This window comes from Tenacibaculum profundicola, from assembly GCF_057220795.1.
The window spans coordinates 158,407-174,885 of sequence record NZ_CM170137.1 but is presented as its reverse complement, the minus strand read 5'-3'; the positions used below and the strand labels follow the sequence as shown (position 1 = coordinate 174,885).

General features: G+C 32.5%; 13 protein-coding genes. 5 read left to right on the top strand and 8 right to left on the bottom strand.

Going from position 1 to position 16,479, the window contains the following annotated elements:
- The first annotated feature begins 186 nt into the window (after positions 1-186).
- The 3 genes from AC2TDS_RS00735 (at position 187) to AC2TDS_RS00725 (ending at position 4,062) form a co-directional block, all read left to right on the top strand.
- Entirely contained in the window at positions 187-1,425 is a 1,239-nt protein-coding gene (locus AC2TDS_RS00735; protein WP_484737214.1) for an imelysin family protein, read from the top strand.
- Positions 1,426-1,541: 116 nt separating this feature from the next.
- Positions 1,542-2,978, top strand: a complete 1,437-nt coding sequence (locus AC2TDS_RS00730) for a di-heme oxidoreductase family protein (RefSeq protein ID WP_484737213.1) — start codon at positions 1,542-1,544, stop codon at positions 2,976-2,978.
- A gap of 10 nt (positions 2,979-2,988) precedes the next feature.
- Positions 2,989-4,062, top strand: coding sequence for an imelysin family protein (locus tag AC2TDS_RS00725; RefSeq protein WP_484737212.1), 1,074 nt, complete (start codon positions 2,989-2,991; stop codon positions 4,060-4,062).
- A 41-nt stretch (positions 4,063-4,103) separates the two neighbouring features.
- Here AC2TDS_RS00725 and AC2TDS_RS00720 read toward each other — a convergent pair whose 3' ends face one another.
- From AC2TDS_RS00720 to AC2TDS_RS00685, 8 genes are all read right to left on the bottom strand, one after another.
- Positions 4,104-4,829 carry an ABC transporter ATP-binding protein gene (locus tag AC2TDS_RS00720; RefSeq protein WP_484737211.1) on the bottom strand — a complete coding sequence of 242 codons (726 nt, stop codon included), beginning with the start codon at positions 4,827-4,829 and terminating at the stop codon, positions 4,104-4,106.
- Entirely contained in the window at positions 4,819-6,444 is a 1,626-nt protein-coding gene (locus AC2TDS_RS00715; RefSeq protein WP_484737210.1) for an ABC transporter permease, read from the bottom strand. The genes AC2TDS_RS00720 and AC2TDS_RS00715 overlap by 11 nt, the downstream gene beginning before the upstream one ends.
- Before the next feature lie 36 nt (positions 6,445-6,480).
- Complete coding sequence (locus tag AC2TDS_RS00710; protein WP_484737209.1) at positions 6,481-7,515, bottom strand: Fe(3+) ABC transporter substrate-binding protein; 1,035 nt, start codon at positions 7,513-7,515, stop codon at positions 6,481-6,483.
- A gap of 64 nt (positions 7,516-7,579) precedes the next feature.
- Positions 7,580-8,302: a hypothetical protein gene (locus AC2TDS_RS00705; RefSeq protein ID WP_484737208.1), complete on the bottom strand. Its 723-nt coding sequence runs from the start codon at positions 8,300-8,302 to the stop codon at positions 7,580-7,582.
- A 91-nt stretch (positions 8,303-8,393) separates the two neighbouring features.
- Positions 8,394-10,829, bottom strand: coding sequence for a TonB-dependent receptor family protein (locus tag AC2TDS_RS00700; protein ID WP_484737207.1), 2,436 nt, complete (start codon positions 10,827-10,829; stop codon positions 8,394-8,396).
- Positions 10,804-12,162, bottom strand: coding sequence for an HTTM domain-containing protein (locus tag AC2TDS_RS00695; protein WP_484737206.1), 1,359 nt, complete (start codon positions 12,160-12,162; stop codon positions 10,804-10,806). The genes AC2TDS_RS00700 and AC2TDS_RS00695 overlap by 26 nt, the downstream gene beginning before the upstream one ends.
- A 67-nt stretch (positions 12,163-12,229) precedes the next feature.
- Positions 12,230-13,336, bottom strand: a complete 1,107-nt coding sequence (locus AC2TDS_RS00690) for an imelysin family protein (RefSeq protein ID WP_484737205.1) — start codon at positions 13,334-13,336, stop codon at positions 12,230-12,232.
- A gap of 97 nt (positions 13,337-13,433) precedes the next feature.
- Positions 13,434-14,639 carry a DUF4856 domain-containing protein gene (locus tag AC2TDS_RS00685; RefSeq protein WP_484737204.1) on the bottom strand — a complete coding sequence of 402 codons (1,206 nt, stop codon included), beginning with the start codon at positions 14,637-14,639 and terminating at the stop codon, positions 13,434-13,436.
- Between the two features lie 299 nt (positions 14,640-14,938).
- Here AC2TDS_RS00685 and AC2TDS_RS00680 point away from each other — a divergent pair, with 299 nt between their 5' ends.
- Both AC2TDS_RS00680 and AC2TDS_RS00675 read left to right on the top strand, forming a co-directional pair.
- Entirely contained in the window at positions 14,939-15,379 is a 441-nt protein-coding gene (locus tag AC2TDS_RS00680) for a DUF1842 domain-containing protein (protein WP_484737203.1), read from the top strand.
- Between the two features lie 120 nt (positions 15,380-15,499).
- Positions 15,500-16,267, top strand: coding sequence for a hypothetical protein (locus AC2TDS_RS00675; RefSeq protein WP_484737202.1), 768 nt, complete (start codon positions 15,500-15,502; stop codon positions 16,265-16,267).
- Positions 16,268-16,479: the final 212 nt, after the last annotated feature.

The window sequence follows — 16,479 nt, the reverse complement described above, 5'->3', positions numbered from 1 at the left end:
CTCTCAACAGAGCGTTTAGTGGTTAAAAATTAATTACGTGCAAATATACTACAATTTATATTACCCCAAAGATTAAGCTTGTGTTAAGTACATGTTATTTTTATTTAAAATTAATCTAAATAAAGATTGCCTAATTAAAAAAAAGTAGGTTCCTTTGCGCTTTAATTATATTAAATCTAAATAAAAATGACGGGATTTTTAAAAATAACATTTATAATCACATCAATGATTATGATGATGTCATGTTTATCATGCTCATCAGAAGAGAGCACCTCACCTGAGGTTGACGTAAAGATTACCAAAAAAGAGGTTATTGGTAATTATGCAAAAATAGTGCATCAAAACTATTTAGATAGTTATAATGCCGCTATAAAAATGCAGAACGCTATTAGTGATTTTACTTCCAATCCAACGCAAACATCATTTGACAATGTTAAAACTGAATGGTTAGCTGCTCGTGAATTTTACGGACAAACGGAAGTTTTCAGAGGGTCTAATGGACCTGTAGATTCAGAAGGAAATGAAGCTTGGGTCATTAATAATGAAGGGCAAATGAATGCTTGGCCATTAGATGAAGGCTATATTGATTATGTAACCGTTGCTTCTGATGCCTATTCAGGGTATTCTGCATATAACGGTGGTATTATCGCTGGAACTGACGCTATAACTGAAGCTTTGTTAATTGATAATAACGAAAAAGAAAATGATAAATCTATCTCTACAGGATGGCACGCCATTGAATTCTTATTATGGGGACAAGATGAAACGAATCCAACAGCTCTAAAAGCAGGTCAACGTCCATTAACGGATTATACTACGGATACAAAAAAAGAAAGAAGAAAAACGTATTTAAACGTAGTAACATCAATTTTAGTGAAAGACTTAAAAACTTTAGTGGATACATGGGCTGAAGGAGGTCAATATTATACTGTTTTTATGGCTTTACCTGAAAATACAGCCATCACCAATATTATTTCTGGTCCTTTCTTTCTCGCTAATGAGGAGTTATCTGAAGAAAGAATGTTAAAGCCTGTAGATTTAACAGATGGAATTGATGAATCTGGTCAGGAAGACGAGCATTCTTGTTTTTCTGATAATACGCACCGAGATGTTGTTACCAATGCACAAGGGATTGTTAACGTATTATTTGGAGACTACGAAAACATTTCTGGAGCTTCTGTATACGACTTAGTAAAACAAGAAGACGAAGCACTAGCGGAAAAACTTAAAAATGCATCTGATGCAATGATGGTAAAAATAAATGAAGTTGATACAAAAGCAAACAATGGTAAACCATTCGATGTTTTATTACTAGAAGAGAGCACTAGTAATCAAGGAACAATTGTAGAAGCTGGTATGGCACTCAAAGATTTCGGAGGAAATATAAGTGAGATCGCCACGAAAATCGGTACTCCAGTGCAATAATCAGTCTCTTTCAACAGCATAGATAAAGGCCCTAAAATTAATTAGTAGGGCCTTTTTCTGTTCTAAATTAGACTCTTTATTTAGATCTAATTAATTTTATCCTGTATTTTTGCACTATGAATAAAATCTACTACAAAAATATCTTTATTAATTTTTTGTTATTAATTCCGTTTATAGGTTGTTATAATAGCTGCTCAAAAGAATCATTATTTCTAGGAGATCGATATGAAGTAATCAATGAATACCAGCAAGGAGAGGAAAATTTGGGAGATGATCTAAGTGTTGCTACTACTAATAACAATTCGTTCGGTAAAGAAATACCAGGATTGGAGAGAACGGATATCATTCGATTTGCTTCTGGAAATTCATTATTTAATCAATCATGGGTTTCTGCACCTGCATCAACCACTGGTTTAGATGGGTTGGGACCTACATTTAATTCCAGAGCCTGCGCAAGTTGTCACTTTAAAGATGGGAGAGGAAAACCTTTTGAGACTTCCAATATTGGTTCCAAAGGCTTTTTGATTCGTTTAAGTATTACCGGTCAAAATGAACATGGTGGTCCATTACCCGTACCTAATTACGGTGATCAATTGCAAAATCATGCTAATTTAAATATACCAAGAGAAGCTGATATTGAAGTTGACTTTACCATGATAGAAGGTACCTATCCTGATGGAACAACGTATCAATTAAGAAAACCTAAATACACCATTGTTAACGAAAATTTTGGTTCATTGGGTGGTGTTCAAGTGTCTCCAAGGATTGGTCAACAAGTAATAGGATTAGGATTAATAGACGCGCTACCAGAAAGTGAAATTTTAAAAAATGTCGACGAATTTGATGCCGATGGTGATGGAATCTCAGGAAAAGCCAACTATGTGTGGGATGCCATAGATAGCAAAATTTCTATTGGTAAATTTGGTTGGAAATCTAATCAACCTTCATTAAAACAGCAAATTGCCGGCGCTTTTTTTGGAGACTTAGGTTTAACTACGTCTATATTTAACAACAACCCTTGTCCGCCAGAACAACAAGATTGTTACAACGCACCTAACGGTGGTTTCCCTGAAGTTACCGATACTCAAATGGATAGAATCTTATTCTATCAAACTTCTTTGGCTGTTCCTAAAAGAAGAAACTATAAAGAACAACAAGTGTTAAATGGCAAAGTACTCTTTAGCAATTTAAAATGTATTAGCTGTCATACCACTAATTTAAAAACAGGTGCTTACCCTTTTAATCCACTTCTAGAAAATAAAAATATTCGTCCGTACTCAGATTTCTTATTACATGATATGGGAGAAGGCTTAGCTGATCATAGACCTGATTTTTTAGCTACTGGTAAAGAGTGGAGAACTCAACCTTTATGGGGTATTGGACTTATCAATACCGTTAATAAACACACCTTCCTATTGCATGACGGAAGGGCTAGAAATATTGAGGAAGCTATTTTATGGCACGGCGGTGAAGCAGAAAAATCAAAAAATGATTTTAAAAATCTATCAAAAGAACAAAGAGAAGAGCTTTTAAGCTTTATTGAATCACTTTAAAAGAAATAAAATGAAAAACATAATAACCACCCTAGTATTCACCCTTATTCTTTCCGTGGGATGTTCAAAAGACAATTCAGAAACACCTGATTACAAAAATGACATTGTTACCTCTATAACCAATCAGATAATTGTTCCTAAGATAAACACGTTACTTGATAAATCAACAGCTCTTCAAAATTCAGTTGCACTATTTGTAACGGAATCTAACGCTATGAATCTAACAGCGGTTAGGGATCAACTGAATGATATCACAGCATTTTATGCAAAAATGTATGTGTTTAATATCGGGGAAGCAAAAAGTAATTTTATGAATCGTAGAATTAACTTTTGGCCAGTATATAATATCTCGATTGAAAAAAAGATCGAAGAAGGTACTTTTACGGAGGCCACAATTTTAAATATTGGTAGCGCTGCTAAAAATTTACCGGGCTTAAATTATATGTTATTTAAAACAGAAGATCTACAAAGTTTACTAACAGAATATGAAACCAATTCAAATAGAGGTCGATATTTACAGTTGATTACCAATGAATTTTATACTACTATAAAGCAGTTGCACGGTATTTGGTCTTCAACGGGTTCTAACTACGCCGAAAGTTTTAAAAATAATGAAGAAGAGGGTTTGTTAAGCTCTTTTAATTTATTATTCAACGGAATTTATAACGTTATTGATAATTGTAAAGTAACAAAGGTTGGGAAACCGGCCGGACTGGAAAAGTCAGAACACACAAACCCAGAAATTGTAGAGAATTTTTACGCTAGTAATTCGTTAGATTTAATCTATAATAATATTCTCTCTGTTGAAGAATTATTTTTTGGAGAGCAGATTACTTCTATCTCTGATTACATTAAATCAATTACGAAAAATGACACCTTAAACACTAAAATTAAAGGCACAATTACAACGATAAAAGAAACAATTAAAAGCATACAATCTCCACTTAAAGAAGCCGTAGACCACGATAAAGAGAACGTTGAAAAACTTCACACTTCTTTGAATGAGTTACTTATTTTACTCCATACAGATGTAAGGAGTACCCTGTCTATAATTATTACTGGAACCGATAATGATGGCGACTAGTTTTAAATTAGAAGAGTAGATACCTAAGTATCTGCTCTTTTTTACCATGTAACCGAACCAAAAAGTAATTTTATATAATCATTTTTCGGGTTGTTAAACACCTCTTTTGTCTTTCCTTGTTGCAAAACGTTTCCTTTCTGTAACACCATCATTTCATCAGAAATTGCCAATGCATCTTTAATATCATGTGTTACAAAAATAGCAGTACAACTTGCTTTTTTTAAGATTTTTAATATATCCTCACGCAACTGATTTCTCAAAATAACATCCAAGTTACTAAAGGGTTCATCCAAAATCAATAATTCAGGTTCCGGAGCTAGGGCTCTTGCCAATGCAATTCGCTGTTGCTGACCCCCTGAAAGTTCATGAGGGTACCTTTTTTCCATTCCTACCAGGCCAACTAAATTTAACACTTCAGCAACCCTTTCTTTCGCATTCGTTTTTTTTGAAATCCCGTAAGCTATGTTGTCAAATACCGTTAAATGAGGAAAGAGGGCATAATCTTGAAACACCATTCCTACATTTCTTTTCTCGGGCTCAACAAAAACGGAATTTGACGAAACTAAGGTGCCATTCAGTATAATTTCTCCCTCATCCAATACTTCTAAACCAGTAATTAGCCTTATGAGTGTTGTTTTACCACTTCCACTCTCTCCTACTATTGCAACAATTTTTCCTCTTTCTAAAGTATATGAAACATTGTTTAATGCTTTTACTTGATCGAAAGACTTTGTAAGCTTCTGTATTTCTAAAATATTAGTATTCATCTTGCTTCTTAGAAATTAATCTGTTTAAAAATATTATAGGAAATATACCTGTCATAATGATAAACAGCGAAGGTAATGAAGCTTCCGCTATTAATTCATCACTCGCATACTCATACGCTTTTACGGCCAGGGTATTTATCTGGTATGGTTTTAATATTAAAGTTAAAGGTAACTCTTTCATCACATCCACAAAAACTAAAATAAAACCACTTAGAATTGCAGTTTTAAGTAATGGGAATTCAATTTTTTTAAATGTCGCTATATTTCCCTTTCCTAACATTTTGGAAGCTTCTGATATAGATTTTCCAAGTTTTAATGAAGTTGCTTCTATAGGGTTGTAGGCTACCGCAACATAACGGACCATATATGCATAAACCAAAGCTACAATGGTGCCATTTATTAAAAACCCTATTTTTATATCTAGTGAATCTCTAAAAAAAATTATCAACCATTTATCAAAAGCCAAAGTAGGTATTAACACACCAACTGCAATAACAGCACCCGGAATGGCGTATCCTAAGGTTCCTATTTTCGTAAGGGAATTTATAATTAGAAATCTATTCCATTTAGCCATAAAAATTAATAACAAAGCCAAAACTACTGTAAAGAATGCCGATGTAAGAGACAGCATGAAACTTTGCCACGCGATCATTAAAAAATCTGAAGTAAACACTTCGTTATAAGTCAAAAAAGCCCAGTATACTAATTGCAAAACAGGAAAAACAAAACCGAGTAATACAGGAGTCAAAACCACTAAAAAAAAGATCCATGTTGTTTTTTTATTGATGATTTGCTTTTTTACTCTTTGATGGTTTTTTGAAGAATTGAAATACCCTATTCGTTTACGTTGTCTTTTTTCTGCCATGATCAAAACAAAAACAATCGTTACTAAAATGGCCGATAAATAGATGGCTGTTTCTGGTTCTTCTAGAGAGAACCAAGCCCTAAATATACCTGTGGTAAAGGTATTTATTCCATAATATTTTGCGGCACCATAATCGTTTAAAACCTCCATCAAAACTAATATCAATCCTCCAACAAAAGCGGGCCTTGCTAAAGGCAAAATTAATTTAAAAAAAGTTTTCCTTTCACTACCTCCTAATAATTTTGAGGCTTCAATTATATTGTTTGATTGATTTAAAAAGAAAGCTCTGGAAGCAACGTAAACATAAGGGTATAAAGAAACACTAAGCACAAAAATTAAGCCTGCTTGGTTCATGATATCAAATTTCACGGCAAACAGTTTTTCTAAAAAGCCACCATAATCAAAAATTCCTGCATAAGCATACGCTGTAATGTAGGAAGGAATGGCAAGAGGAACTATTAACAACCATTCTAACTGTTTTCTCAACGGTATCTCATAACGAGAAACAATCCATGCCGAAGAAATTCCAAACACTAACGTCAAGAAACCCGTTCCTAGTATTAGCAAGAGTGAATTTTGAATATAACTTGGTAATAAGTTTGTTACTAAATGGTTCCAAGTATCTCCTGGTCCGTAAAATAAATTAAAGAAAATAGTGATTATTGGAACGGCTACAAATAAAACAATGGTCAATAAAAATATTGACCATTTATTTGCATCTCTTTGTATGTTTCGAAATTTATTTCTCATGTATATCCTACTAAAAAGGATTACAAATATATTTTTTTATTTCCATCCAGCTATATCAAACGTCAATACCGCTTTCTTATTATTCTTTCCTAATTGTGTTAACGACAGGTTATCTTCTTTAAACGCTCCCCAAGATCTCAATAAATCTGACGCAACAACATTCGTGTTTACAGGATATTCATAATTAGCTTTTGCGAATGTTTCCTGAGCTTCTTTACTTGCCAAGAATTCAATAAACTTAATAGCATTTGCTTTATTTGGCGCATACTTTGCTACACCTGCACCACTCACATTAATATGGGTTCCTCGCCCTTCTTGGTTTGGAAAAAACACTTTGATTCCTTTTCCTGCCTTCACTTCTTCAGGGTTTTTAGAATTTAATAATTTCCCAATATAATAGGTATTTACAATAGCAACATCCCCTTCTCCTGCAACAACTGCTTTGATCTGGTCACGATCGTTCCCTTTAGGTGAACGAGCCATATTTGCAACAATTCCTCTTGCCCAATCAGCTGCATTCTCTTCTCCATTATTTGCTATTATAGACGCCAGTAATGATTGATTGTAAATATTGCCTGAAGAACGTATTAAGATTCTTTTATTCCATGTTGGTTCCGTCAAGGCTTCATAGGTAGACAATTCTTCTACTTGGACTTTTTCAGGATTGTATACTATTACCCTTGCTCTTTTGGTTAAAGCAAACCAGCTATTATCAATATCCTTTAAATGTGCTGGAATTGTTTTATTTAAAAATTCAGAAGAAGCTGATTGCAATAGATCTTTTTCCTTTGCTCTTACCAAACGACCAGCATCTACGGTAATTAACACATCTGCCGGAGACTGTTCACCTTCAATCGTCATTTTCTGGATTAATTCATCCGCTTTTGCATTCACCACATTAACCTTAATGCCCGTTCCTTTTTCAAACTGAGCAAATAACTCTTGATCTGCTTTATAATGACGATGTGTATATACATTGACCTCTCCTTTAGCTACTTCTTCTTTTTTATTTTCTTTTTTACAAGCTGTAAATAAGAAAACTAACATAATTAGTGATAGTATATTTTTCATTATTTATTTAGTGTTTAGAATGACAAATATAGTTATTTAGAACAAATCTAAAGATGTATAATCCTTAAGAAATTTTGTCATGTTTACTTTGCCAACTATATTCACTAAAATTTTTTCCTGATGCCACTCCGAAAAACAAAATTAATCCAACAATTGACTTAAAAGTAAAAAGAAAAATAACGATGATATAGGTTAGAGCGCTTTGTTTATCATCAAAGGCCAAGAAGTATGACATTGCCGTCATTAAAACACTTACACCAAATGCAGTGAGTCCTAAATTTGTAACATTCTTTACAGGCCAATATTTACCTTTACGCAAAGAGTGTAAATCATTTCCCCATTTGTGAATTAAATAATAAAAACCATTACCCATTGGGGCAAATAAGATAGGATCATCCGTTTTTTTGATTCTGAAAAGTTGAGAAGGTGCAACGATTTTAAAACCGTGAATGGATGTTCTGTGTTGTAATTCTAACGCTCTAATTTTAGATATTGCTTCCGGAGGATAATCTCCTTTAAAAAGGCTAGAATCTAAGAATCTCAATCGGTAATCAATACAAATTTTTCGAATTTGACTTATATGAAAAATAGCTTTTGAATCTAGTTTATCTACTTGGAACAAATTACCTTTTCTCTCATTATTCTTTCGTAGTTTGTTATGAATATTTTCTCTTTTAAAATCTAACTCTTCAAAAACTTGCTTTATCCATTTTGAAAGGTCACTATTTTTTAGTTCTTTGTTACGAACTTCATATAATTTTTCTTTGATATCAACAGATTTAAACATACCTAATGCTTTTTAGCTAAGATAGTTACAAAATTAAAACTTTAAAAACCAAGACAAAATAACCTATTATTTAAAATAAATCTAAATTACATTATAACTTGAATTGTAATGTTACGTAATAACTTCTCGGAGCGGAAGGTATAATTCCTGGTCCTGGATATCCTGTAGCACGTCTTGTAAAGTATTTTTCATTAAATACATTATTGATTCCTGCTTCTAATTTGAACATCTTATATTTGTAAGAAGACGAAAAATCAAAAACACTATAGGAAGGAATGGTTCCAATAATACCACTCACGTCGACTCCTGTTGAATTTTGGGCATCTGTAAATTGCTCTGACAAATAGGTATACTGTAAACTAGAAAAGAAATTCTCATATCCAAATTTAACACCTGTTTTAAAATTAACATCTGGCACAAAAGGCATTTTTTTCCCTTCAATTGCCGGACTAATTGCTTTGGTATATTCTGACGATATCAATGATGTGTTAAAAAAGTAATTGAAGCTATACTCATTATTTAATTGAAATATCTTCTTCAAATTAAAGTCGACTAATGACTCAATTCCTAAAACTCTCGAATTTCCAATATTCGTTCGCAACAAGCCCTGATTATTTACTGGCGGAATCCTAGTGTTAAAAAAATCGATTTTATCATTATAAAATAATGCAAAAACACCTGTATCGTATGATATTATACGTTTATAATTTCCTCGAATTCCGATATCTGCCGTAAATCCAGTTTCGTCTTTCAAGTTTTCATCTATCGCATTGGAAGGGTTTACAATATTTACGTCGGAAAAAGTAATTGATCTATAATTTTGAGATAAATTTGCATATACTTCTAGGGCTTTATTCACCTTGTATCCAAGCCCAACACCCAGTAAAGCAAAAGATCTTTCTTTCGTTAGATCATTAAATTCTTCTTCAAAACCTATTGGGTTTCCAGCACCATCTTCATTCACCACTTTTTTCCAACCGGTACTTCCTGTTTTAATGTATTCTAGTCGAAAACCTGGTGTAATGGATAATTTATCATTAATATACACTATATTCTCGCCAAATACAGCCATGTTTAAGTTCGGATTTGTAAAATCCGATTGATACGTATAATTAGGAAATTTTTCTGTCATTAAAGAAAAATCAGGATCAGACTCTTCTGTTCCCGGTCCTTGAATGGATGAATTATCAGCCTTATAAAATTTCACTCCTAGTAAATAGGTAGCCTTTTTATTAAAAAATTGATACGTATCTAAAAAACGAGTTTCAAAACCAAAATTATTAAAATCACCTATTAAGAGTTCTCTTGCACTACCATCATCAATATCTTTAACTCTTCTGATTCTAAAACCTACTGCCTTCCTAGAAGCATTTAACCCAAACAAGCTTACCGTTAACCTTGTATTCTCCGTAAATTCATGAGAAAATTTAACATTATACAATAACCAATCCACTTTAAACCAGTTTCGTGATCTATTACTCTGAAACATATCCTCATAGAACATACCATCGGTTAAACCTCCTGCTTGCTGGGCTAAGTAGTTTAAATAGGTAACTTCGCCTTCAAGTTTTGTATTGCTATTAAATTCATATCCTAAATGAACGAAAGCATTTTTAGCTTCAAACGCTGAATTTGGTCTGAATCCATCACCTTGTTTGTAATTGTAATATGCTAAATATTCAAATTTATTACTTGTTCCGCTTACACTAGTGAAATTAGTAAACAAATTATTACTTCCTAGGGTGTTTCTGGTTACTATTTCAATAGGTTTATTAGGGTTCGGTTTTTTTAACACAAAATTTACCAGGCCACCAAATTGGGTTCCATATTGCAATGAAGCTGCTCCTCTAACAATTTGAATTTGTTCAACGGCTTCTGCTGGTGGAGAGTAATAACTTTCAGGATATCCTAACACATCTGCACTGATATCATACCCATTTTGCCTTGTATTAAAATTTGAAGTTCTGTTTGGATCTAAGCCTCTTCCTCCGATATTCAATTGCAAACCAGCATCATCATTCTCGAAAATATTCAAGCCTACCACTTGACTATAAATTTGACGGGCGTTATTGGTTGCTAAATTTACCGTTGATTGATTTAACAGTATAACTTCTGTTTTTTTTCCAGCATAAATTGCTGTTTGTTCAACATCTAAGAGTCTTTTTAATTCGAATATTTCTCTTTTTTGCGCTTTAATTGAAATTTCAGACAACTCTTCTGTAAAAGAATCTAACACAATGTTAAATCTATTTTCTTTTTTATCGAGTACAACTTTTTTCTTGGTGATTTTAAAATTATCTGCATAAAAAATAAGTACTAGTTCTTTTTTATTGGTTTGAAACGAATACTTTCCTTGAACATCGGACTGAGTCAAAAGCCCCCAAGAATTATCAAAAATTTGTGCTTTATTTAATCCTTTATTAGTATCTGAAGTAATGATTCCAGTTACTTTGTATTGTGAAAAAACAGATGGTATAATCATCCATAATAGTAAGAAAAATCTAAATTCCTTTAATTTTAATTTCATGATTAAAAGGTATAATCCACTTTTTATGTTTAAAACTTTCTTTTTGTTGATATAAATCCACTGTCGGATCAATGTACAGCTGGCTCATACGTCCATTAAGAGCTACGTAACTTTCCGTATATATTTCAATATTTTTGTGTCCTTGACGTTTAAAATGATCTCCTAAATAATGAGCATATTCTAAAATGAAATCGGGTTGAAAACTCATTTGCTTTTCTTGAAAGGATGTCAAAAAATCTTTGTTATCTACATAAAAAAAATCACCTGTTTTGCCATCAACGATCTTAAATACAGAATACCCCGCTTTTTCCATTAACATAACTCTCCATGAAAACCTGTACCCTTCTTCCGTCCAAAATAATTCACCAGGATACAATAAATATCTCCATGGCAAAACAATTTGAATGGCGAAAAACACCACAACAATAACTTTCGTTAGCTTCTCTTTTCTTTTTGAGTATGTAAAAGCCCCCATGATTTTAATAGGTGTTTTATAATTCCCTACTAGTTTTTTTATGTTGGTAATAATTCTAGCATGAACATCCCCTTCAAAAAATATTAAGGTTCCAACGATCATAATAAAAGGAAACATTCCTATAGGGAATAAAACCCTTGTAAATACATGAAAAAAAACTACCAAAACAAATGCAAATCGTCTTGTTTTTCTGTACAATAGCAAAAATGGTATGCTTAGATCGTATATCGCCCCTGACCAACTCATCGCAAAATGAAACCACTCTTCTTGCATTAAGTTACTTCCTATTAAAGGTAAATCGTATTTCGAGGGTAGCCAAATTTTTAATGGCATTGCCCTCCATAACCAATCTGTATTTAATTTGGCTAATCCTGCATACAAATATACAATTCCTAATAGAAGTTTTATGCTATCAATAGTCCATCTAGATACTGTTACGTATTCTTTCTTTTTGTGATAACAATCAATGGAAAAATGTTTGTTTGCTGGTAAAAATATTAATAGAAAACTAACTAAACTTACAAAATAATAATGGTTGAGATACGTGGTTTTATCCATTAATTCAATGTAGGTAAAGCTACAAAAGAAAGTTATAATTGCGAATCTATATTTAAAACCAATAGCAACCATAAGGGCTGCTATTCCACAAATAATAAATAATAAATAGGTATAATACCCTATGGGTTTCACCCATTGAAAACCGTAATATGAAAAGTGAAATTTTGGTTCTAAATAGAGTTTTTCTATCCATCCGTTATACCAAAACCTTACGATACTGAAAAGCATCATAACGCCAAAGAAAAGGCGAAAAACTGCCAAAGGTGCAGCATTTACTTGTTTTGATATATAGCTCTTCACAAACATACACTTATAAAAAAACTGTCTGGATGAACAGACAGTTTAATATTTTTTCTGAATTAAGTGACTAATCGCCATCGGCGTCAACATAATCTACATCTACATTAAATGCCTGCAACATATCTACCTTTAATAAAACAACTGCTTTTTGCAATTCGTCATAAGCCATTCTCATTTTAATATTATCGGTATTGATTTGTTCGTAGAAATTTGCATTCAACGTATTAATTTCGTCTCTCGCTAAATCATATTGGTTATTAATCTTAACAGCCAAGTCATTTTTATCCAAGTACTCTAAATAGGTTTTAAAACTGTCGCCCGTTGTATTGGAATTGAAATGAGTACCGTTAAAAAAATCTTTCACCGCTTGAAGGGCTTCTAACGCAAGCTCTTTAGATATCGTTTTTTTATAAATTGCTTCTACTTTATCTGGTAATGGGTTCGATGAAAAATTTCCTGCAGGAATTCCAACTTTCACAGCTCTTAATCGTTTTTCATAGTAAAAGATATAATCGTTCACTAATTTATTTAATGAACTGTTAGCGTTATTATCTGTACTTTGGACAAAAGTTTGTCTATAACTACCTTCCCAATCATTTACGATTAATGTTATAACATCGCTCATTTTCGAAACAACATCATTCACGTATTTCTTATAATTAGCTGCGTTTGCATCCGTTGTATATTTTTCCAATATTTCTGTATCCATATTTCCAACACCATACAATAAATAATCTAAAGCTGGAAAACCTTGTGCATCATGATTATTAGGGTGGTCAAAGTCATAGCCTCCGTTACTAATATTATTTTCAACATCGCTTACAGAAACCGGGTAAATGTTCATAAAATTAACGAATCCTAATTCTTCGGCTTTCCCTACGTTAAACATAGCCACATGTTGCCATGATTTAAGAGACTCATACCAAGCTGATCTTATTTCTTCTAAGGTCAAGGTAGTTGGTGCGTCGGTAAATGCCACCGCTTTCTCTTTTAAAACAGTCAACTTACTGTTCAAATCTTTAAACGAAGGGATAATTATATTATCTGCTACGTTTACTAATATTTTACTTCTATCAAAATTATCATCTGTGGAAGTGTTAGGATTATCTGGATTTGAACTACATGCAACACCCAATACTACCAACACAAGTATAAATAAGGCTCTTTTCATCATTACTATCTCTATTTATTCTAAATAAATTTTTACAAATATAAAAAAAGTAGCTGAATTTTAACAGCTACTTTTTGTAATATATATGTTTATATATATGTTATATAGCGTCTTCTACATCAAAACCAAATGCAGAAGCGACTCTTTGAGAGATACTATCTAAAACACTTGTTTCGATCTCCCAAAAACCATTACCTTCTTGTAAACTAGTCAAGAATGCATCTATCTCAGCTTTCGGTAAATAAGGGCTACCAGTTGGAGATTGAGTAAAGCGTAATGAATACACAAAACCATATCCTTCTGATAAATCATGAAAAGCAGTCGCCTTATCTGAAGCTAAACTTGCTTTCCCTGCTTGTAAATAATGTACCGTTCTTACAGCTACTACTTTCGATATAGCTTCACGGATGATAGCCGCCTGAGCGTCTCTTAACTCATAATCTTTTGCTACAATTGCAGCTCTTCCCAACTTAAAGGCATCGTATATGTCATCTGCAATTCCATTAAATGGACTTCCTACCTCTCCGTTAACTTTACCTAAGTATTTATTTAAGAAGCTACCAATACCCAAAACCGGAGCCGTAACATCTTCCTCAGCACCATACAAATAACCAAAAGCCTCATCCCATTTGTGCTCCATATTCGTATAATTCTTACCTTCCGCTAATACATTATTATTGTTATCAGCAATATTAGTTCCTTCATCCAATTTCCCAGGACTCAAATAGTTATTTATTATTTGATCTACCATTAATGCTCCTATCAATGACTTTGCGAAAGCTTGGTTGTACTCAAGTCCCTTAGCGTTCACATAGCGATAATCTCCTCCGCTTGCTTCTTGTATTTTACCAGCAACACCGATGCTTGCAACTTCATCCCATCTTGGGAAAACTTCTGAAACTTGGTTAGCGATAAAACCGTCAAAGTCTTCCTTTATAACGCCAGCTTCTGCACTATTATCGGAGAAGTAATCAACAGAAGCTGCTGTCTTACTACGAATATTTTTTGATGAACCATCCAATGCAGGGTCATTAAAATAAGTGTGTGTAGTAAGTTTTCTTGCGAACATAGAATCCAATTCCATTTTGGTCTTAGATTTGTCCTTTAAAGCCGTAATTAACTTTTCCGCCATTGCAATTCGGGTTGATTGCCCCGAAAAGCTAACAGTTGAATTTCCGTCTCTTGTAAAGGTATAGGTGGCTGGCGCTTGAACTTCTGGTTCTGGTGTTACTCCATCGTCATCATTTGAACAGGAAGCAAATACTAAAGCTGAAATTGTCAACATTGAAAGTATAACTCTTTTCATTTTTATTTAGATTTAGTTTTAATAAATTTAACGCAAATGTAAATCAACAGATTAATTTTTCAAAACTTATTTCATTTTTTTTATAAAAAACTTTCTTATAATCACATTTTTACAACGCTTATACTTCATTTAACCACGCTCATGGACTAATTTCAGCTTATGAGGATTCTAAAAATTACATTTAAAACTGAAATTTACAGAATTTAATCTTATGAAGTTACAAGATGTAATTCTAGCATAAGTATGTTCCCAAAGTTAAAGTATCACTTAACAAAAATAGTATAACCTAAATTGAATGAATGAGTATTACGAATAAAACGAAAACAGTAACAAAGAGAATTTCAGATAGCTATTCAGTAAAAGGGATCATTGGAAATTTTGACTCCACTAGAGTACCAACAGTTCATTTTTCATTAACTGTTTTCACCTGTAGTGATATTATTTCTGGGATTATAGAGATTGCTCCCCTAACTGCTACTAGTTCTGCCGTAAAATTGAATGTTGCTGGAACTATACGAACAACTGGGTTTAGAAAAAAATCGAATATCATTCGTTTATTAGGCGAACATAACGTTTCTATTACCCCTAAAAAAATTGGTTATGCTATTAAAAAATTTACCGCTCATTTACACATTGACGATGATTGGAATGGTACTGCTGATTACACATATCATACATTAGAGATATATGATGCTACCATATCATCTAAAATAAGGTCGTCTAAATCAGATTATGACTAAAAAACTAACGAACAAGTAAATCACTGCGATTATAATAAAAATCTAAATTATGTTTTTGGTTCTTCAAGAAACATTTATCATCCATCAACTATATCTATTTTTTAAATAAAGCCTGTACATATGACTATTGCTACTTCGAACACAAAAACTAGCGTTTTACCTAATGTTAAATTAAAAAATACAGTTGGCATATCCCAAGAAGTTAAAGATGAACTAAGCAGAGAAATCAACAATATGCTCTCCTATGCCGTTCACAATGGTATCATTATTAATACTGAAATAAATGATTTAATTCAAAATAGTAGTGTAGATGATTTAATTAATGCACACAACTTACTTGCAAAAAATATAGCTCCGGCAACACCAAAATCAATTGAGTTTACAAAGAAACTGCGGAATTCAGATAGTGGTAAATCTATATTTAATGAACTTCCTTTAGTCAGAAATTTAATTTTACTTGCGGTCGTATTTTTAATCGTATTTATTACTACTAGCCTATCTCCAAAGGTTAATAATCAATCATTGAATGAAGGCATTATGAGTAACGATGGACTATCGTTATTGTTAAATTTAGCTTTTATTTCATCTGTATCTGGACTAGGAGTATTATTTTTTCTTTTGAAAAAAGTCAGTGAAGCTGTTAAAAATTGTACGCTAGTTGCCGAGGAATTTATTTCATATATCGCGCAAATATTATTAGGTATAATTGCTGGTATACTCATGTCAGAAATCATATCATTTGACGCAGCTAACCCAAAAAATATGAATCTTTTTAGCAAAAGCATGTTGGCTTTAATTGGTGGTTTTTCATCAGATGCCATATTTAGCATTTTACAAGGTATTATTGATAGGATAAAATCATTGTTCACCTCTCCAATTATTAAGTGATCAATAACGATTTTTTTAGGGGAACGGGTAGATACAAACAAAGCTTAACTAACATTATATTAAAAAGTTAATTTTTAATAAATATAGTATCTACCCAACCTCTAAACATCGACTCAAATATTTTAATCATACGGTATTTTCTTTACTACTACCCTAAGTTTTATTTGTTCTATTTCTTATATTATTGTTATAGTTAATAGGAATATATAAGC